The 17,381-nt window shown below is 65.4% G+C and carries 19 protein-coding genes; 9 read left to right on the top strand and 10 right to left on the bottom strand.

What is annotated here, in order from left to right:
- Positions 1–83 precede the first annotated feature (83 nt).
- Positions 84–2,264, bottom strand: coding sequence for an esterase-like activity of phytase family protein (locus tag AC0QTX_RS06045; RefSeq protein ID WP_474602925.1), 2,181 nt, complete (start codon positions 2,262–2,264; stop codon positions 84–86).
- Between the two features lie 190 nt (positions 2,265–2,454).
- Between AC0QTX_RS06045 and AC0QTX_RS06050 the strand changes: the two genes are divergently transcribed.
- Positions 2,455–3,513 carry a DUF808 domain-containing protein gene (locus tag AC0QTX_RS06050; RefSeq protein ID WP_474602926.1) on the top strand — a complete coding sequence of 353 codons (1,059 nt, stop codon included), beginning with the start codon at positions 2,455–2,457 and terminating at the stop codon, positions 3,511–3,513.
- A 50-nt stretch (positions 3,514–3,563) separates the two neighbouring features.
- A complete protein-coding gene (gene uvrB / locus AC0QTX_RS06055) occupies positions 3,564–6,275 on the top strand; it encodes an excinuclease ABC subunit UvrB (protein ID WP_474602927.1) in 2,712 nt (903 codons plus the stop codon).
- 434 nt (positions 6,276–6,709) lie between these two features.
- Here uvrB and AC0QTX_RS06060 read toward each other — a convergent pair whose 3' ends face one another.
- Positions 6,710–7,093, bottom strand: a complete 384-nt coding sequence (locus AC0QTX_RS06060) for a hypothetical protein (protein ID WP_474602928.1) — start codon at positions 7,091–7,093, stop codon at positions 6,710–6,712.
- On the opposite strand from AC0QTX_RS06060, the gene AC0QTX_RS06065 reads away from it, so the two are divergent.
- On the top strand, positions 7,066–9,093 hold the full coding sequence (locus tag AC0QTX_RS06065; protein ID WP_474602929.1) for an autotransporter family protein: 2,028 nt from the start codon (positions 7,066–7,068) through the stop codon (positions 9,091–9,093). The genes AC0QTX_RS06060 and AC0QTX_RS06065 overlap by 28 nt on opposite strands.
- 99 nt (positions 9,094–9,192) lie before the next feature.
- On the opposite strand, the gene AC0QTX_RS06070 is transcribed toward AC0QTX_RS06065, so the two are convergent.
- Together AC0QTX_RS06070 and AC0QTX_RS06075 are read right to left on the bottom strand one after the other, a co-directional pair.
- Complete coding sequence (locus tag AC0QTX_RS06070) at positions 9,193–9,477, bottom strand: hypothetical protein (RefSeq protein ID WP_474602930.1); 285 nt, start codon at positions 9,475–9,477, stop codon at positions 9,193–9,195.
- Between the two features lie 75 nt (positions 9,478–9,552).
- On the bottom strand, positions 9,553–10,365 hold the full coding sequence (locus AC0QTX_RS06075) for a nickel-binding protein (protein WP_474602931.1): 813 nt from the start codon (positions 10,363–10,365) through the stop codon (positions 9,553–9,555).
- Positions 10,366–10,531: 166 nt separating this feature from the next.
- On the opposite strand from AC0QTX_RS06075, the gene AC0QTX_RS06080 reads away from it, so the two are divergent.
- The gene (locus AC0QTX_RS06080) at positions 10,532–10,900 is read left to right on the top strand and encodes an ArsR/SmtB family transcription factor (protein ID WP_474602932.1); all 369 of its coding nucleotides are present in this window, start codon (positions 10,532–10,534) and stop codon (positions 10,898–10,900) included.
- Positions 10,893–11,441 (top strand): SRPBCC family protein, encoded by a 549-nt coding sequence (locus AC0QTX_RS06085; RefSeq protein WP_474602933.1) that lies wholly within the window; start codon positions 10,893–10,895, stop codon positions 11,439–11,441. The genes AC0QTX_RS06080 and AC0QTX_RS06085 overlap by 8 nt, the downstream gene beginning before the upstream one ends.
- Before the next feature lie 69 nt (positions 11,442–11,510).
- Here the strand turns inward: AC0QTX_RS06085 and AC0QTX_RS06090 are convergent, their stop codons facing one another.
- From AC0QTX_RS06090 to AC0QTX_RS06100, 3 genes are all read right to left on the bottom strand, one after another.
- Positions 11,511–11,888 carry a hypothetical protein gene (locus tag AC0QTX_RS06090; RefSeq protein WP_474602934.1) on the bottom strand — a complete coding sequence of 126 codons (378 nt, stop codon included), beginning with the start codon at positions 11,886–11,888 and terminating at the stop codon, positions 11,511–11,513.
- Between the two features lie 705 nt (positions 11,889–12,593).
- Positions 12,594–13,244: a calcium-binding protein gene (locus AC0QTX_RS06095; RefSeq protein ID WP_474602935.1), complete on the bottom strand. Its 651-nt coding sequence runs from the start codon at positions 13,242–13,244 to the stop codon at positions 12,594–12,596.
- 199 nt (positions 13,245–13,443) lie between these two features.
- Positions 13,444–13,602, bottom strand: a complete 159-nt coding sequence (locus AC0QTX_RS06100) for a DUF3309 family protein (protein ID WP_203275252.1) — start codon at positions 13,600–13,602, stop codon at positions 13,444–13,446.
- A 243-nt stretch (positions 13,603–13,845) separates the two neighbouring features.
- Between AC0QTX_RS06100 and AC0QTX_RS06105 the strand changes: the two genes are divergently transcribed.
- Together AC0QTX_RS06105 and AC0QTX_RS06110 are read left to right on the top strand one after the other, a co-directional pair.
- Positions 13,846–14,073: a NepR family anti-sigma factor gene (locus AC0QTX_RS06105; protein ID WP_474602936.1), complete on the top strand. Its 228-nt coding sequence runs from the start codon at positions 13,846–13,848 to the stop codon at positions 14,071–14,073.
- Entirely contained in the window at positions 14,070–14,618 is a 549-nt protein-coding gene (locus AC0QTX_RS06110) for a sigma-70 family RNA polymerase sigma factor (RefSeq protein ID WP_474602937.1), read from the top strand. The genes AC0QTX_RS06105 and AC0QTX_RS06110 overlap by 4 nt, the downstream gene beginning before the upstream one ends.
- A 69-nt stretch (positions 14,619–14,687) precedes the next feature.
- On the opposite strand, the gene infA is transcribed toward AC0QTX_RS06110, so the two are convergent.
- From infA to AC0QTX_RS06125, 3 genes are all read right to left on the bottom strand, one after another.
- Positions 14,688–14,969, bottom strand: a complete 282-nt coding sequence (infA, locus tag AC0QTX_RS06115; RefSeq protein WP_009494617.1) for a translation initiation factor IF-1 — start codon at positions 14,967–14,969, stop codon at positions 14,688–14,690.
- 94 nt (positions 14,970–15,063) lie between these two features.
- Positions 15,064–15,273 carry a cold-shock protein gene (locus AC0QTX_RS06120; protein WP_036351194.1) on the bottom strand — a complete coding sequence of 70 codons (210 nt, stop codon included), beginning with the start codon at positions 15,271–15,273 and terminating at the stop codon, positions 15,064–15,066.
- 223 nt (positions 15,274–15,496) lie between these two features.
- Positions 15,497–15,754 (bottom strand): hypothetical protein, encoded by a 258-nt coding sequence (locus AC0QTX_RS06125; RefSeq protein ID WP_474602938.1) that lies wholly within the window; start codon positions 15,752–15,754, stop codon positions 15,497–15,499.
- Positions 15,755–15,940: 186 nt separating this feature from the next.
- Here AC0QTX_RS06125 and AC0QTX_RS06130 point away from each other — a divergent pair, with 186 nt between their 5' ends.
- Entirely contained in the window at positions 15,941–16,768 is an 828-nt protein-coding gene (locus tag AC0QTX_RS06130) for a BON domain-containing protein (RefSeq protein WP_474602939.1), read from the top strand.
- Positions 16,769–16,911: 143 nt separating this feature from the next.
- The gene (locus tag AC0QTX_RS06135; protein WP_474602940.1) at positions 16,912–17,289 is read left to right on the top strand and encodes a hypothetical protein; all 378 of its coding nucleotides are present in this window, start codon (positions 16,912–16,914) and stop codon (positions 17,287–17,289) included.
- The last annotated feature ends 92 nt before the right edge of the window (positions 17,290–17,381 follow it).

Genomic DNA, 17,381 nt, shown 5'->3' on the forward strand with positions numbered 1-17,381 from the left:
TTCGGGCCCGATCAGGATCATCTATCGCTCAACGAAAAAGGCCGCTCAACGAGCGGCCTTTCCCATTCCTGGACTTTTCAGACTCACAGCTTGCCGAGCTTGAGGAACTGCGTCTCGCCGGATGAATCGTCCATGCCGTCGTTGTCGGTGACGATGTAGGCATCGCCCGCGGCATCGATGGCAAAGCCCTCGACCTTGTCGAGCACGTAGCCCTTGGCTGCCTTCAGATCGGGCAGGAGATCGCGCACGAGCGTCTTCTGCACCAGCGGCAGCTCGCCGCCGATCGTCCGGGGCTTCATGTCGGCCATGGAAACCGCATAGAGCTTCTTCACTCGTGCCTTCTCGGCGATCTGGTTGTCGCGCTCGATGATGATGATGCGATCGCCAGCAGCCGTGATCTCCGAGAGACCGATCCAGCCCGCCTCCGCGCTGTCGAGCGGATAACGCACACCGCTCCAGCTCTTGTCCGCGGGCTTGTAGGCGAGGAGCTTCACGGCGTTCTTGCCGTCATCCGCCCATTCGCGCTGGACGGCGAGCCACACGGTCTCGTCGGCGCCGGAACCGGTGACGGTCACGCCCTCGAAGCCGTAGTTCTTCGCGCCCTTTTCGAGATCCGCCGGCACGGCGATCTCCTCCTGGATCGCGCCCTTAGCATCGACCTTGATGAGACGGTTGGAAAGGCCCTTCTCCGGATTGCCCTCGGAAGCGAGCCAGAAGCCGTCGCCCGCCACAGCAATGCCCTCCAGATCAAGCTTCTCGGCCGCTGCGCCGTTGCGCGTAACGAGTGTTTCGCCGGTGATCGTCGCAGGCTTCTTGGTGGAGTCGATGGTGAGGATGCGCGGCGCAGCGGCATAGACGCTGTCCGTCACCGCATAGAGCTTGCCGGCCTGTGTCTTGTCGGCAGCGAGGCCCGAGAGCGCGCCCCAGGCAATCGGCTGGCCGTCGGCATTCCTGGCAGAGCGGATCGTCGGATAGGCCGGAGCAGCACGCTCGGCACGCTGGTAGATCATCACGTGCGGAGCAACGCCGCCCTCGCCATGTAGATCCGTCTCACTGGTGGCAACGAAGAGATTGCGGCCGGGGATCGCGAGCAATCCCTCGGGGCCGATGCCTGTGGGCAGGACCTGCACGAGTTCGGGCGCGGCACCCGTGTCGCGGTAGACGGCCACCACCGACGCGCGCTCGGAGCCGACGAAGATCAGGTTGTCGCCCCCGAAGCGGCCCGTCTCGACGCCTTCGATCTCGGCGCCCTTCTTGTTGCGCTTGTCCGGGTAATGGCCGAGCGCAACGATCTCGTGCTCCAGGCTCGCGCCGGATTCGTAAGAGACGCTGCCATCCCTGTTGAAGATGGTGAAGCCGCGGGAGCCGCCCTTCCAATCTCCTTCGTTGGCGGTCACGAACCGGTTGCCATCGATCCAATGCACCGAATCCGGCTCGCGCGCGACCTTCTCCATGGTGCCGGTGAGCTCGATCCTGCCGTCCTTCTTGGTGTCGATGCCTCTCAGGTCTACGCTGCCTGCGGAGAAATGCGCTTCGACCGCGCCGGTCTTTCCATCCACCACTGCGATGTGGTTGTTCTCCTGCAGCGTGACGACGATCCTGCCGTCATCGGACACGTCGACATATTCCGGCTCAGGGTCGTCGCCTGCCACGGGGGCAAGAGCGGTCAGGCTGACGGTCTTCAGGCTCGCGCAATCGATCTGATCGCCGTTGAGCGAGCCGACCACCAGCGAACCTGCGGGCAGCTGCGGAAGCGCCCCATCGTTTACTTTCTCGTCCCGCTCGTTCTCGATGGCGATGGCGAGAACGCCCGCATTGGCCGCAACCGAGTCCGGCTGGCCCGGCAGGGTGCATTCCGCAGCGATCGTCCGGTCCGCGAGGTTGATCGCCACGAGCTTGCCGCTCGGATTGGTGAAGCTCTCGGACGTGTTGACCGCCACATAAGCCTTCCGGCCCACCACCTTCACGGAGGTGGGCTCGCCGCTCAAGCCGAGCGAGCTGCCGGCCTTCGGCTGGGCCGGGTCGGTGATGTCGATGAAGCCGAGCGCCTTGCGCGGGCTGTCCGTATAGATCAGCAGCTTGCCGTCTTCGCTCGCCGTGATGATCTCGGCGACGGTCTCGGCCTTCTGATCACCGTCTTTCGCAAGGTTCGCCGTGATGGGGAAGCTGGCGATGCGGTCGAATGACTCGGCCGCGGAGGCGCCGAGCGCGGTGCCGGAGAGGAGCGCGGCGGCGAGTGGGCCGACGATGAAGGAGCGATGCATGGAATCCCCACAAGACGGTCAAGGTTAGCCGGATCCTCATGCGCCCGTCGTATGACAGGCCAATGACGGTAGGTACCGCGCCAAGCGAAGCGGTATTGCACCCAATCTCGCTCGAAGACGTTGTCGAAGCTGAAGCAGCCGTGTAGCTGCTGACAACACTCACGCTTGAACGTTTTCGACAGGATACCCCATGAGCATCGGGTTGATCGCATTGCTGGACGACATCGCGGGCCTCGCCAAGGTCGCCGCCGCCTCCCTCGACGATGTGGGGCTGCAGGCCGCCAAGGCGGGCGCGAAGGCGGCGGGCGTTGTGATCGACGATGCGGCCGTCACGCCCCGCTACGTGGTGGGCTTTGCCGCCGCGCGCGAACTGCCCATCGTCGGCAGGATCGCCCTGGGTTCGCTCAAGAACAAGCTCCTGTATCTTCTCCCGGCGGCCCTGCTGCTGAGCCTGTTCGCCCCCTGGGCGATCACGCCGCTCCTCATGATCGGCGGCGCCTATCTCTGCTACGAGGGCTCGGAGAAGGTGTTCGAGGCGCTGTTCCCCCATGGGGCGCATCAGCACGAAGCCGCCGTCAGCGAAGCCACGCAGACGGCGCAGAGCCTCGAGAACGAGAAGGTGGGCGGCGCGATCAAGACCGACTTCATCCTCTCGGCCGAGATCATGGCCATCACGCTGGCGAGCATCCCCGTGGGATCGATCTGGATGCAGGCCATGGTGCTCGCCGTCGTCGGCATCGGCATCACGATCGCGGTCTATGGCACCGTGGCCCTGATCGTGAAGGCCGACGATGCCGGCGTCGCCATGGCGGCCAGCAGGCGCCCCCTCTCCCGCCTCCTGGGCCGTGCCGCGCCGGGCGCGTCCCCGTCCGGCGCGGACCGGGCCCTGGCACCGCTCACGCAGGCCCTCGGACGCGGTCTCGTGAAGGGCATGCCGTTCCTGCTCAAGCTTCTCGCCATCGTCGGCACCGCCGCCATGGTGTGGGTCGGCGGCGGCATCATCGTCCACGGGCTCGAAGGCTACGGCTTCGCCTGGCTGGGCCACGCCATCCACGACCTGGCAGCCGCGGCCGGCCATGCGGTTCCGGCCCTGGCCGGACTGGTGGAATGGCTCGTCTCCGCGGCGGCATCGGGCCTCGTCGGGCTGGTGCTGGGCGCCGCGCTGATCCCCCTCATCCACTACATCGCCGTGCCGCTGCTCAAGGCCCTGCGGGGAGGAGGCCGGAAGGCCGAGAAGCATACGGCCTGAGCCGGGTTGCCGCCCTTCCCTTCCCACCCCGTTTGTACCATATTCGTTCTATGGCCAAATCACCCAAGAAGCCCAAGCTTTCCACCGGGAAGGCATCCAAGCCTGAGCTGAAGCCCCTGGCGCCCCACTTGGCGGAACTTCTCAATCCCGCGGTCAACCGGGAGCGGGAGGCGGCCGAGGGCTTTGCCGAGCGTGCTCAGGAAACCTTCATCCACGGCGACGTCACGGATGTCGACCCGGCTCTCGCCAATAAGCTTGGCCTGAAAGGCCCCGATGACGGGCCGGACGTGGCCGAGGAACTGGGCGACCTTTCCTCCGGCTCAGGCTATTCCGCCACGGTCGACGCGCTCTCGCGGCTGCTCACCGAGGGCGATCCGCGCTTCAAGAACGGCACGCTCTGGGTGCCGCACCGCCCGCCCCGGCCGGAGAAGTCGGAAGGCGGCATTCCCTTCAAGATCAAGTCCGACTTCCAGCCCGCCGGCGACCAGCCGAACGCGATCCGCGAGCTGGTGGACGGCGTGCGACGGCAGGAGCGCGATCAGGTGCTGCTCGGCGTCACCGGTTCGGGCAAGACCTTCACCATGGCCAAGGTGATCGAGGAGACGCAGCGCCCCGCCCTCATCCTCGCGCCGAACAAGACGCTGGCAGCCCAGCTCTACGGCGAGTTCAAGTCGTTCTTCCCCGACAACGCGGTGGAGTACTTCGTCTCGTATTACGACTACTACCAGCCCGAGGCCTATGTGCCGCGCTCGGACACCTTCATCGAAAAGGAATCGTCCATCAACGAGCAGATCGACCGCATGCGCCACTCGGCGACGCGCGCGCTGCTCGAGCGCGACGACGTGATCATCGTGGCCTCCGTGTCGTGCATCTACGGTATCGGCTCGGTCGAGACCTATACGGCCATGACCTTCTCCGTGAAGGTGGGCGAGCGCATCGAGCAGCGCCAGCTCATCGCCGATCTCGTGGCCCTGCAGTACAAGCGCATCCAGAGCGACTTCGCCCGCGGCACGTTCCGCGTGCGCGGCGACGTGATCGAGCTCTTTCCCGCCCACTTGGAGGATCGCGCCTGGCGCATCGGCCTGTTCGGCGACGAGATCGAGTCGATCGTGGAGTTCGACCCGCTCACCGGAAAGAAGACCAACGACCTGCAATTCGTGAAGGTCTACGCGAACTCGCACTACGTGACGCCGCGCCCCACGTTGCAGCAGGCCGTGAAGGGCATTCAGGACGAGCTGCAGCAGCGCCTGCAGGAGCTCGCCCGCATGGGCCGCCTGCTCGAGGCGCAGCGGCTCGAGCAGCGCACGCAGTTCGACCTTGAGATGATCGAGGCCACGGGCGTGTGCAACGGCATCGAGAACTACTCGCGCTATCTCACCGGCCGCAAGCCCGGCGAGCCGCCGCCGACCCTGTTCGAATACCTGCCCGACAACGCGCTCGTGTTCACCGACGAGAGCCACGTGACCGTGCCGCAGATCGGCGGCATGTATCGCGGCGACTTCCGGCGCAAGGCGACGCTGGCCGAATACGGCTTCCGCCTGCCCTCCTGCCTCGACAACCGCCCCTTACGCTTCGAGGAATGGGACGCCATGCGCCCGCAATCCGTCCATGTGTCGGCGACCCCGGCCAAATGGGAGATGGAGCAGACCGGCGGCGTCTTCGTCGAGCAGGTCATCCGCCCCACGGGCCTCGTCGATCCGGTGGTGGAAATCCGCCCGGCGCGCAGCCAGGTGGACGATCTCGTGCACGAGGTGAAGGAGCTGGCCGCGAACGGCTTCCGCACGCTGGTGACCACGCTCACCAAGCGCATGGCCGAGGACCTCACCGAGTACATGCACGAGAACGGCATCCGCGTGCGCTACATGCACTCGGACATCGACACCCTGGAGCGCATCGAGATCATCCGCGACCTGCGCCTCGGCGCCTTCGACGTGCTCATCGGCATCAACCTGCTGCGCGAGGGCCTCGACATTCCCGAATGCGCGCTGGTCGCCATCCTCGATGCGGACAAGGAGGGTTTTCTCCGCTCCGAGACCTCGCTGGTGCAGACCATCGGCCGCGCCGCGCGTAACGTGGAGGGCAAGGCGATCCTCTACGCCGACAAGATCACCGGCTCCATGGAGCGCGCGATCGCGGAAACCAACCGCCGCCGCGAGAAGCAGCTCGCCTACAACGCCGAGCACGGCATTACGCCGCAATCGGTGAAGAGGAACATCGCGGACATCCTGGACAGCGTCTACGAGCGCGACCATGTCTCCGTCGATACGGGGTTGGCCGACCGGACCGTGGGCCACAACCTCAAGGCCGTCATCGCCGACATGGAAAAGCGCATGCGCGAGGCCGCGGCGAACCTGGAATTCGAGGAGGCGGCGCGCCTGCGCGACGAGCTCAAGCGCCTGCAGGCCACGGAACTCGCCATCAGCGACGACCCGATGGCGCGCCAGAGCACCGTGGAGAAGGAAGCGGGCAAGTATGGCGGCGCGCGAAAATACGGCCGCAGCGCCAACCTGCCGCCGAAGGGCCTCCCGCCCTCCGGCGAAGGCGCCACGGCGGGCGACGAGGACTCGGGTTCCTACGGCCCCCTGGGTAAGGGCCGTTCGGACGAGGGCACCCGGGTGCGCAAGCCCGGCCTCGACGAGATGGGCCCCGGCACCGACCGGGAGGTCCCGCTGAACTTCCGCGAACGCCCCGCCGGGCGTTCGACGCAAGGGTTTGCGGGGCAGAAGCCGAAATACAAGGGCGGTGGGGGCCGGAAGCGGTAGTTCGGCAGACATGACGGGAACAGAGGGTGGCGCAACGGCAACATTCACCGCAAATCTACGTTGCGCGCCGCCCTTCCCCTCTGTTTGGAGAGGAGCAATAGCCTAGGCCTTAAGAAATAATGGTCCGGAATGCCTTACTCCGGACTTGACCTGATGGCCCCCTTCTGCTGCCTCGACGCCGTTTCTTCTCTCGGCCGATCACGTCTGTTTCTGCTTGCCCTGGCTGCCACCACGTCCCTCTGCACTCTTGATCACGCGGCAGCGGATTGCGTCCTGACAAGCGGTCCTGGCACGGCATCGGATCCCGAGAGCGGCGCTCGCGTCACATGCCGACCGGCCGGCGGCGAGGAGGATTCCTCTGTGAGAGTTGGCCCAACTAGCAGTGACGTGCACGTCACGATCGAAAGTGGGGCCACCTTCACGTCCGCCACGCCCTACGTTTTGATCCGCGACTTCAGCAGCATCACGAACGCAGCGGATCTGAGCGTCAATACTAATGCTAGCTCCATCTTTAACGTCGTTGGAGGCAACAGCACGGTCGTCAACACCGGCACCTTGACCGTTAATGCCCCCGCTTCCGCGATCGATGTTTTTGGCGGGCCCGGGGGCGAGGTCCGCAACGATGGGCTTATCCGCGCCGACAGCGCCAACGGCACGGGAATCTTCGTCAGAACCTCCGATAAATTCAGGATCATCAATAATGGAGAGATTACCAGCAATCCTCTCGTCGGCGCCGGAACCGCCATTCGAATCACGAACGGTTCGGGGCTGTCGTCCCTGACGATCAACAATGGCTTGCTCGCATCGGCAGCCGGCACGGCCTTCCAAGGATCGGCGGGGGGACGAACGGCTGGAGAATTTCGGTCAAATTCGTGGGGTCGCGGGAAGTGCCGCAGCAATCCTCGACAACGGAAACGACACATACGTGATCGGCGGAAATTCATCCGTCAACACGTATATCGACGGCGGAGAGGGATCTGGCGACACGCTCGCTTTCGGTGACGATACCGGCACCCTCGACGTTTCGCGGATTGGCGCAGCAGGAACCTACCGCAGCTTCGAGATCATCGAAAAGTTCGGCACTGCGGACTGGACGCTCACGGGGAACAACACCGACACTCTGCTGATCAACGTCACAGGCGGGCTTCTCACCATGAATGCCACGATGACCAGCTCGCTGGCGTCCGTCGGCAACGGCGCAACGTTGAGCGGCACCGGAGCCGTAGGCGCCCTCATAGTTGCATCAGGAGGAACCTTCGCCCCGGGTGGGCGGACCGCCATCGGCACCTTCACATCCGGCGCGACGACCTTCGCTGACGGCTCCACCTTCCGCGTCCGCGTGAACGACCAGGGAGGGAGCGACAGGGTCCAGGCGAACGGCGTCGCCACCATCAATGGCGGCCGGGTGTTAGTCGATGCGTCGCAAGGGTATGCGCTCAACACCCCCTACCGCATTCTGACCGCCACGAGCATCACCGGGGCTCGTTTTCAGAGCGCGGTCGCAAGCCTTGCGCTGCTGCAGCCGGTCCTCAGCTACGACGCGACAAACGTTTACGTGACGCTCGAACGGACGACGCAGCCTCCGCCGGACGATCCGGACAATCCGAACGAGCCGGATAACCCGAACGATCCCTCGGATCCTGACGATCCGACGCCTCCCGTCATCACGCTCGATCAGGTCGGGCGCACCTGGAACCAGATCAGCACCGGCCGGGCTCTCGAATCCCAGGGCATCGCCGGCCCGCTTCTGCCCGTCGTGCTCGCCCAGCCGACGATCCCGGCCGTGCCGCGCGCCCTGGATCTCCTCTCCGGCGAGGCCTATGCCACCGCTGTCGGGATCGCGGCCGGCGATACGGAAGCGATCCATCAGAAGCTTCTCGCCCGCCTGAGGACGGCCGGAGCCGGCGCGGCCCCCACGACTGCACCGCTCGCCTATGCGCCCCCTGTCGGCAAGGCGCCGTTCCCGGCTGCCCCCCGCTCCCCGGCCCTGCTGGTGGATCTCTGGGGACAGGGCTTCGGCACGTGGGGCAGCCGCGATGGCCGTGACAGCTTGGGCCTCGCGTCGATTGGCCGGAACACGGGCGGCTTCATCCTCGGTGCCGAGACGAGCTTCGACAGCGCGTGGCGGATCGGCATGGCGGGCGCCTACACGCAGACGAGCTTCGACCTCGCCGAGCGCCTCTCGTCGGGCAGCATCGACAGCTATCACGCGGCCCTCTACGGCTCCGGAGCCCTGGGCGGCTTCGCCCTGCGCGGCGGCGCCACCTATACCCGCCATGAGCTCGACGTGGACCGCAACGCCGTCCTGACCGGATTCGCCGACGAGGCGCAGGGCAGCCTGTCCCTCGACAGCGCCGGCCTCTTTGCCGAGATCGGTTATCCGCTGCAGTTCGGGCGCCTGACCGCGGAGCCGATCGCGAACCTGTCCTATGTGCATACGGGCAGCGGCTCGTTCGCGGAGGACGGCGGCGCCATGGCCCTGCGCGGACGCACTAACGGCTTCGACACCGCCTGGACGACTCTGGGCGTGCGCCTCTCGGGCGATCTGACGGGCGACGGCAGCCTCAAGGCCAATGCGATGCTCGGCTGGCGCCATGCCTTCGGAGACCGTCTGCCGATGACCGTCAACCAGTTCGCTGCAGGCGGCGACCCGTTCCTGATCGTCGGCAATCCGGACGATCGCGACGGCCTGGTGATCGAGACGGGGCTGGACTGGCACGTCACGTCGGCCATGACCCTGGGTGTCCGCTATGACGGGCAGTACGGCGCGCAGGACAGGCGGCAGTCGGTGCTAGGGCATTTCACGGCCCGGTTCTGATCCTCCGGGAAGCAGAACATGGCCCAGGGGTTCGCGGCGGTTGCTGCAGGCCTTCTGGCGAGATCGAGGGTGGCGCGTCCAGGCCGTCCCGTGCCCTGACTATCCCGGCACCCGGTCGAGAATACCGGTCACCACCGAGCCGATGCTGGCGATGAGGATGGCCGCGGTGGCGGCGGCTTTGGGGAGGAGCAGGCCGGCGCGCCTGGCATCCGTGTACCAGCCACCCATGATCGTGCGCCACTGCCAGTAGGGCGAGAAGGTCCAGGCGGGCGGATAGGGCCGCCGCTCGCGCCGGCAGATGTCCCACACGATCCGATCGTTGACGCGATAGAACGCCAGGGACGCCGCCCCGAACAGCACGAACCAGACCAGACCTCTGACCATCCCGACGCTCCGGCTTTCGCCCGAACCATCATGGTGGATGAAGGCCGTGCCATCTTTATGGCGGGGTCAAGCGCCTCACCGCCACGCCACCGCATAGGTCTCCACTGGCTGCGCGAAGCCTTTCAGCGTCTTCGGCCCCAGATCGACGAGGCGGGTGCGGTCGGGCACGAGCCCGGAGAGCATCTCCGACACCACGATGGTGTCGGGCTCGGCGCTCTGGCACAGGCGGGCCGCCATCTGCACGGTCGCGCCGAACAGGTCGTTGTGGTCGGCCACCGGCTCGCCTGCATCGAGGCCGATGCGCACCTGCAGCTTCTCGCGGCTCGCGAGGTTGAACGCCTCGAAGGCCCGCTGGATGGCGCGCGCCGCGTCCACGGCCTCGGTCGGATCACCGAAGGCGGCCATGATCCCGTCGCCCGTGTGCTTGATCTCGCGCCCGCCCTTGTCGTGCAGCGCCCGGCGGACCATGGCGTCGTGCGCCCGCACCATCTCGACGGCCCGCACATCGCCGAGGCGGGCCGTCATGGCGGTGGAGTCGACGATGTCGGTGAACATGATGGTGCGCAGGGCCGGATCGACGCGGCCGTCGCAGCAATGCCCCACCGGCTCCGGATCGGACACGCGGCCGAGAAAGGCCTCCACGGCCGAGAGATCGACCTCGATCACATCCCGCGCAACAGCCCCGTGGGCCTCGTCGTGGACGCGCATGGCCGTGTCGATGTCGGGCGCGTCGATGAGGCAGAAGGCCGTGCCGCGGGTGTCGTCGAACCAATAGGTCAGGAATCGCACCCCGTAGCGCCCCTGCACCTCCAGGTCCTTGCGATGGGCCTCGGCGATGTCGGCGGCGGTCAGACCCTTCAGGTCGTGCCGGTCGAGGTAGATAGGCATCGGTCACCTCCGAGCCCCCGGTCCAATCTACACGGTTTGGCCGAAAGCCGGAATGCTCCTGCCGCCTCCCGAAGGTCGGGACAGGCTTGGCGCTGGCGCGGTGGAGGGCCAAAAACATTCAACCATCCGGTTGACAATGATCCGCACCTCAATCATATTCAACCACATGGTTGAACAACACGCACCCCACCTCGACAATGTCTTCCACGCCCTGGGCGATGCCACCCGAAGGCACATGCTGCGCGACCTCTCGGGCGGCGAACGCACGGTGAGCCAGCTGGCGGAGCCCTTCGCGATCTCCCTGGCCGCCGCCTCGAAGCACATCAAGGTGCTGGAGCAGGCCGGGATGATCCGGCGCGAGGTGCGTGGCCGGACCCATCTGTGCCGCCTCGACCCCGGTCCGCTGGCGAGCGCCCATGGATGGCTCGCAACCTACGAACGCTTCTGGACCGATCGTCTGGATGCCCTCGACCGGCTCCTTCGCGAGGAGGATGCCCGCAACGCCGAAAAACCCCAAGGAGACAGCCATGAATGACCTCTCGCCCACCCGGCCTGCCCCCGACGCCTACGGCGTGCTGACCTCGCCCGACACGCTGACGATCCAGCGCCTTCTCCCCGGCCCCGTCGAGCGGGTGTGGGACTACCTCACGCAGAGCGAGCTGCGCCGCCAATGGCTGGCGGCGGGCGAGATGGCGCTGGCGGTTGGCGCGCCCTTCGAGTTCGTGTGGCGCAACGACGAGCTTACCAACCCGCCCGGGCCCCGCCCGGCCGGCTCAGCTGAGGAGCACCGGCTGGAGTGCCGGATCACCGAGCTCGACCCGCCGAAAAAGCTCGCTATCACCTGGGGCTCCACCGGCGGCGTCACCTTCACGCTCGAGCCCATCGGCACCAAGACCCTGCTCACCCTGGTCCACCACCGGGTGCCCGAGCGCTCGACCCTGCTCAGCGTCAGCTCCGGCTGGCACACACATCTCGACATCCTGGCCGCCCGCATGGCAGGCCAAGAACCGGCGGAGCCCTTCTGGGATCAGATCAACCGCCTGCGGCCCGAATACGAGCAGCGCATTCCGGGCTAAACACGCACCGCGTCATGGCCGGCCTCGTGCCGGCCATCCACCTGCCGTGCTGGTCACAACTGCAATTTTTTATTTCTTCTTGGCAGTCAGCATGCCGACGAAACGGGAGCCTTTCTTGCCGTAGCGCTCCTCGGCGATCCGGCAGACCTGATCGTCAGGCATGCTGCTGTAGGCTGCCTGTGCTTGAGCCCTGCCCCTCTTCTCGTCCTCGAAGAAGTTGTCGACTGCCTTCTTCTCGCAACCGCCGGCATAAACCTTGTTGGCGAGGCAATAAGCGAGCATTCCATCAATGACCCTGTCCTGCTGGAGCTTTGGGCATCGGCTCGCGAAATAAGAAGCTTCCCCCATGAAAACAGCAGGGTTTTTCTCTTCCGGAATACGGGCAACGCTTACGCATCCAGCCACGCAGAAGGTCACGAGCGCGGCGGCAATCTTGATGATTTTCATTTCAGGTCTGTTTGACGTTAAAGTTTGGATTAAGAACGAGGCTATGCAGCTTCGCGCACAACCCTTTGTCTTCGATTTATTATAACATATAAAGCGATGCAACAAGGTGCGCGGTTCCGCACTGATAGCCGCACCGCTCCTCCCTACGCCTCACAACACGCGACAGGGTGAACGCCGCCAGGAAGCTCGCGACAGTGATGAGGCCGGCATATTCGTGCGCGGTCTCGAAGGCTTCCGGCACCATGGTGCCGGAAGCCCTAACGCAGCACGAGCACGTTCGCCGCCGTGTAACCACGGCGCCGGCGAGAAAGCTTAAGGCCGTGGAGGCGATGCCGCCCTGGCGACAGGCCCCGTCCATGAGGTTGAAGGAGAGCGCTTCAGATCAGCACCTCGGCCCCTAACGCCATCACGCCCGCAACCACCCGCTGAGGCAGTTTGAAGAAAAATCCTGATGAGCGCCCCCACCACGAGGGCCGCCCCGCTGAGCTTGGCCCCACAGGCCGGCTTGGATGACGAGAGGCATGAAGTGGTCTCCGCGCGGTGGGGAGAACGTGTTGGGAGGCGGGGGGTTCTGCCGGTATACGCAACCTAAGCACACTTCATTGGATACGTATAAACAAACCTTATTGACTTTTCGCTGGCGCGGCCCGCTGGGTCCGCACGATGCGCTAGGGCCGCCCTTTCCATAAGCGTGAGGCGTGCCTCTCAGAACAGGAAGTCGTCCGCCGCCAGGGTGCCCTTGAAGCCTAGGAGCACGATGGTGCCGGTGCCGGTGTCCACCACCGTGGCCCCGCCCTTGATGGCGATTTTGAGCTGCTCGAAGGCGGTCACGTCCGTGTTGCGCAGGTCGATGAGGTCGTCGGTCTGGCTGAAGTCGCGGATGCGGTCGCGGCCGAAGCCCACGTCGAAGGCGAAGGTGTCCTGACCCCGGCCGCCGCGCAGGAAGTCCGTGCCGGCGCCGCCGTTGACCACGTCGTTGCCGTCGCCCGCGAAGATCATGTCGAAGCCGTCGCCGCCCAGGAGGGCGTCGTTACCCTGGCCGCCCTGGAGATCGTCGGCGCCCGAGCCGCCATTGATGCTGTCGTCGCCGGCGCCCGCGAAGACGATGTCGTGGCCCGCGCCCGCATCGATGGTGTCGTTGCCCGCATTGGCCCAGATCCGGTCGCGGCCGGTGCCGCCGGTCACCAGGTCGTTGCCCGCGCCGCCCCAGATGCGGTCGTTGCCGTCGCCGCCGTCGATGGTGTTGTCGCCGGCCCCGCCGTAGATGCGGTCGTTGCCGTTATAGCCCTTGATGAGATCCGTCCCCTTGCCGCCGCGCAGCACGTCATGTCCGCGGCCCCCGAAATGCTTAGCCATTTTCAACCTTCAGTCCTTGAGTTCAAACAGGCTTTTCAGCAATGCAGCGGAGCGATGTCCGCCACCGGTTTGATATCACATTCCGGCAGGCCGCACAGGAATTTCAGCCCAATTTCAGCCCACTGGGCCGTTTGGTCGCTGGGCACAAAAAATGGCCGGGAATCCCCCGGCCATCAGGTCCGCTCGGTGCGCTTCGGCCTCAGAGCCGTCCCATCAGCAGCAGGATGATGAGGATGACCAGGACGACGCCGAGCAGGCCGCTCGGGCCGTAGCCCCAGCCGCGGCTGTGGGGCCAGGCCGGCACGGCGCCGATGAGCAGCAGGATGACCAGAATGAGCAGGATGGTGCTGACACCCATGGGGAAGTCTCCTTGATACAGGCGCGCCTCGAAACGGCCGCGCTTCATGGGTGGGAAACTTGGCCGTACGGGAAAAGGTTCCCGCGTCCGCGAGGGTCGAACTTGCCTGTGGATGAGTCCCGAAGGGGTAGGTTCCATGGCGGAACGATCACAAGTGCCTGACGTTACCTCCTGGCGATTGGGGGCCGCCTTCGGTGCGTCCCCTGCGGGAGATCGCCAGTCCACGATGGTCCAGGACAACCCATGCAAAAGAAGAATCCGAACATCATGCGCAATGACGACACAGACACCGTTCCTGGCCTTCACGGATCGTCCTCTCCGGCCCTGAGCCGCTCGGTGCAGGCTCAGATCGGCCAGCGGCTGCGCCAGTTCTACGAGACGCTGGCGCTCGGCGAGCAGCCGGTTCCGGACAGGTTCATCGAGATCATCAATCGGCTGGACGAGCGCAAGCCGGAGAAGCATCAGTCATGAGTATCACTACCGATCTGCGCGATTCCATGCTCAAGGCGACGCCCAACCTCCGGGCCTTCGCCATTTCGCTGACGAACAACGTGGACCGTGCCGACGACCTGGTGCAGGAAACCCTGATGCGGGCGATCGCCAATATCGACCGCTTTCAGCCCGGCACCAACATGCAGGCCTGGCTCTTCACCATCCTGCGCAACCTGTTCCATTCCGAATACCGCAAGCGCCGCCGCGAGGTGGAAGATGCGGACGGCAAGTACGCGGCCGCCCTTTCGGTGCAGCCGGACCAGCTGCCCCATCTCGATTTCGAGGATCTGCAGAAGGCGCTGGCCCGCCTGCCCCACGACCAGCGCGAGGCGCTGCTGCTGGTGGGCGCCTCGGGCTTCTCCTACGAGCAGGCGGCGGAGATCTGCGGCTGCGCGGTCGGCACCATCAAGAGCCGCGTGAACCGCGCCCGCAACCGGCTGGCCGAGCTGATGCACTTCACCGACATGGAGGAGGATCTCGGCCCGGACCGCGTCACCCTCTCGGTGATGCACGCGGTCGCCTGACGGGGGCCTTGGGCAGCCATCTTCAACGGTTCAGAGCCGATGGCGCATTCTGCGAGTGCGCCATCGGTTTTAACGACGCCGGAACTGCTGGTTGCCGCGCTGCGGCGGGCGCGGACCGGAAGAGGCACCCGAATCCTTGTGACGGAAGATGAGGCGGCCCTTCTCGAGATCGTAGGGCGACATCTCGACAGTCACGCGGTCGCCGGCGAGGGTCTTGATGCGGTTCTTCTTCATCTTGCCGGCCGTGTACGCGATGACCTCATGCCCGTTGTCGAGCTGCACGCGGTAGCGCGCATCGGGCAGAATTTCGGTCACAAGTCCTTCAAAGGTGATCAGTTCTTCCTTGGCCATGCAAAGCCTTTCCTCATAACAAAAAAGCCGCCCCTCGACCGGAACGGCTCATATGCAAGAGGACGTACCGAAGTACGTCCTCCGGCCTGAAACCTTAGGCGTTCTGCAGGTTCACTGCAGAAGCGCGGCCGGTGCGCTGGTCGGTCTGAAGCTCATAGGAGATCTTCTGACCTTCACGCAAGCCGCGCATGCCGGCGCGCTCGAGCGCCGTGGCGTGAACGAACACGTCCTTGCCGCCGTTGTCGGGCTGGATGAAACCATAACCCTTGGTTTCATTGTACCACTTCACGGTTCCCTGTTCCATGGGGAATTCCCTTTTCACTGTCGTTTGCACGTGGATGCGAGCCCAAGGCCAGACATCCGTTAGTCGATAGATGGTAGAGAAGGAACGTGCGCCCGGCAGTGCCAAAGCGGGAAGCCCAGTCGTCCGGCCAAATGTCGATGGAGAACTACGTAGGGTACGGATGGGGCAAATGCAAGGCAACCGCCCAGGGACCTCTCCCCGGAATCCCAGGCGGATCCTCAGATCAGCGGCTGCCCCGGATGCCGGAGATCACCCCCTGCAGGGCCTCCTCGCCCTGGGGCGTGAAGCGGATCTCGCTGCCGTCGGCCTCGATGAGGCTGCGGCCCTTGAGCTCCTCCACGGCGGCCTCGCTCGCCTGGTGGCCGGCTCCATCCTTCTGCACCACGCTGCGCACCATCTGGCCGCTCGACAGCTGGTGGTAGGCCGCGAAGGCGAATACCGCCAGCGCCTCGTCGCTCAATCCAGACAGATCCGCCATCATTCACCTCGGTTGCCGTTGAAGATCCCCACTCTCTCAATGCGAAGGCCTCAGGACCGTTCAAGCGCGGCGATAAAAACAGGCGGTCGATCCCTCTCCGGCCGCCAGGAACCGGCGTTCGCGCCTCACGTTGGTTGCGCGACGGCGGGCCCTTCAGGAGCCCGGGCGACAGCAAGGAGGAGCGCCATCATGGCCAATGATCGCAACCGCTACGGCAATCAGGATTCCGGCCGGAGTGACAGCGAGGATGACGGCTACATCGCCCGTCGCGGCTTCGGCAATCGCAGCGCCGGCTACGATCGCCGTTCCGGCTCGGATGAGGATTATGACCGCGGCCGCGAGCGGGATTTCGGGGATTCCGCCGGATACGGCACTGGCGGATCGGCTCTCGACTGGTACGATGTGGTCGGCGAGGATCGGGACTCAGGGCGCCCCCTCTTCGACACCGACCCCCAGCATGACCCGGACCGGTTCGGGCAGGACCGCTATGGCCGCGGCCGCTCCGGTTCGGAGAGCTTCGGCCGCGGCTCGCGCGACTACAATGAGGAGCGCGGCTTCTTCGAGCGGGCCGGCGACGAGGTGCGGTCCTGGTTCGGAGATGACGACGCGGATCGCCGCCGCGACCGGGACATGCGGGAGGCCGGCCAGCATCGCGGCCGCGGGCCGAAGGGCTACCAGCGTTCCGATGCCCGCATCCTGGAGGACGTGAACGACCGCCTCACCGAGGATCCGCACATCGACGCCTCCGAGGTCGATGTGAGGGTGGAGAACCGCGAGGTCACCCTCACCGGAACGGTCAACAGCCGCTTCGAGAAGCGGCATGCGGAGGACATCGCCGAGTCCGTTTCCGGCGTCACCCATGTCCAGAACAATCTGCGCATCCAGCAGGCGGCCGATGCGGGCATCGCCGGCACCATGATGTCGGGTACAGGGGCCGCAGGAGCCGGCAGCACCGGGACTCCGGCGACTGGCACAACAGATCCCGGCCGCCGCGGGTCTTCGGGCGGCGACGTCTGACGCCCCTGACCCGGCCCGAGAACGACCGATTTACCAGGATGCGCTTCTCCCCTTGGGGACGAGGCGCATCCGTCGTACCAAGACCTTTGCCTTTCCCCAGCCGCGATGAGGCCCCATATGAAAGGGAAAGGAAGAGGACATCGATGGCAGGCATTTCCGTCACGCTCGAAGGCGACAACATTCAGCTGGCTTTCCAGAAGGGTGATCAATCGACCGCCGTGGTCATGGATCCCCATGCTGCCCGCTCGCTGGTGAGGGCGGTGAGCCAGCTTCTTACCGCAATCGGCGAGAGTGTCGGGGGCGAGGACGAGGACGTGCCGGAAGAACTGGTGGACGTGACCTCCCAGACCATCGACGTCGGCATGGACGAGCACGGCATGGCCGTGGTGGCTCTCCAGGCCGGCATGATGCCGCCGTTCCTGCTGCGCCTGAAGGACGACGAGGCAAGACACATCGCCCAGAGCCTGCTCGAGATCCTGAACAGTCCCCGCGACGTGCGTGTCTCCCACGGGGATCACTAGGGCATCGCTGGGTGCGGAAAACTGGACCCAGCTCTCCGCACGATGCGCTGAGTTTAACCAATCTTCCTCAAGGTCATGAGAAAAGCATTGAT

Source organism: Microvirga sp. jy35, assembly GCF_056148915.1.

What these genes read in the sequence shown, in the direction of transcription:
- AC0QTX_RS06095 (WP_474602935.1), bottom strand. Translation starts at nt 13,244, where the DNA reads ATGGCTAAGCATTTCGGGGGCCGCGGACATGACGTGCTGCGCGGCGGC.
- AC0QTX_RS06125 (WP_474602938.1), bottom strand. Translation starts at nt 15,754, where the DNA reads ATGATGGCGGATCTGTCTGGATTGAGCGACGAGGCGCTGGCGGTATTC.
- AC0QTX_RS06080 (WP_474602932.1), top strand. Translation starts at nt 10,532, where the DNA reads ATGGTTGAACAACACGCACCCCACCTCGACAATGTCTTCCACGCCCTG.
- AC0QTX_RS06085 (WP_474602933.1), top strand. Translation starts at nt 10,893, where the DNA reads ATGAATGACCTCTCGCCCACCCGGCCTGCCCCCGACGCCTACGGCGTG.
- AC0QTX_RS06130 (WP_474602939.1), top strand. Translation starts at nt 15,941, where the DNA reads ATGGCCAATGATCGCAACCGCTACGGCAATCAGGATTCCGGCCGGAGT.
- uvrB (WP_474602927.1), top strand. Translation starts at nt 3,564, where the DNA reads ATGGCCAAATCACCCAAGAAGCCCAAGCTTTCCACCGGGAAGGCATCC.
- AC0QTX_RS06045 (WP_474602925.1), bottom strand. Translation starts at nt 2,264, where the DNA reads ATGCATCGCTCCTTCATCGTCGGCCCACTCGCCGCCGCGCTCCTCTCC.
- AC0QTX_RS06090 (WP_474602934.1), bottom strand. Translation starts at nt 11,888, where the DNA reads ATGAAAATCATCAAGATTGCCGCCGCGCTCGTGACCTTCTGCGTGGCT.
- AC0QTX_RS06075 (WP_474602931.1), bottom strand. Translation starts at nt 10,365, where the DNA reads ATGCCTATCTACCTCGACCGGCACGACCTGAAGGGTCTGACCGCCGCC.
- AC0QTX_RS06050 (WP_474602926.1), top strand. Translation starts at nt 2,455, where the DNA reads ATGAGCATCGGGTTGATCGCATTGCTGGACGACATCGCGGGCCTCGCC.
- AC0QTX_RS06065 (WP_474602929.1), top strand. Translation starts at nt 7,066, where the DNA reads ATGGCTTGCTCGCATCGGCAGCCGGCACGGCCTTCCAAGGATCGGCGG.
- AC0QTX_RS06110 (WP_474602937.1), top strand. Translation starts at nt 14,070, where the DNA reads ATGAGTATCACTACCGATCTGCGCGATTCCATGCTCAAGGCGACGCCC.
- infA (WP_009494617.1), bottom strand. Translation starts at nt 14,969, where the DNA reads ATGGCCAAGGAAGAACTGATCACCTTTGAAGGACTTGTGACCGAAATT.
- AC0QTX_RS06070 (WP_474602930.1), bottom strand. Translation starts at nt 9,477, where the DNA reads ATGGTCAGAGGTCTGGTCTGGTTCGTGCTGTTCGGGGCGGCGTCCCTG.
- AC0QTX_RS06100 (WP_203275252.1), bottom strand. Translation starts at nt 13,602, where the DNA reads ATGGGTGTCAGCACCATCCTGCTCATTCTGGTCATCCTGCTGCTCATC.
- AC0QTX_RS06120 (WP_036351194.1), bottom strand. Translation starts at nt 15,273, where the DNA reads ATGGAACAGGGAACCGTGAAGTGGTACAATGAAACCAAGGGTTATGGT.
- AC0QTX_RS06135 (WP_474602940.1), top strand. Translation starts at nt 16,912, where the DNA reads ATGGCAGGCATTTCCGTCACGCTCGAAGGCGACAACATTCAGCTGGCT.
- AC0QTX_RS06105 (WP_474602936.1), top strand. Translation starts at nt 13,846, where the DNA reads ATGCAAAAGAAGAATCCGAACATCATGCGCAATGACGACACAGACACC.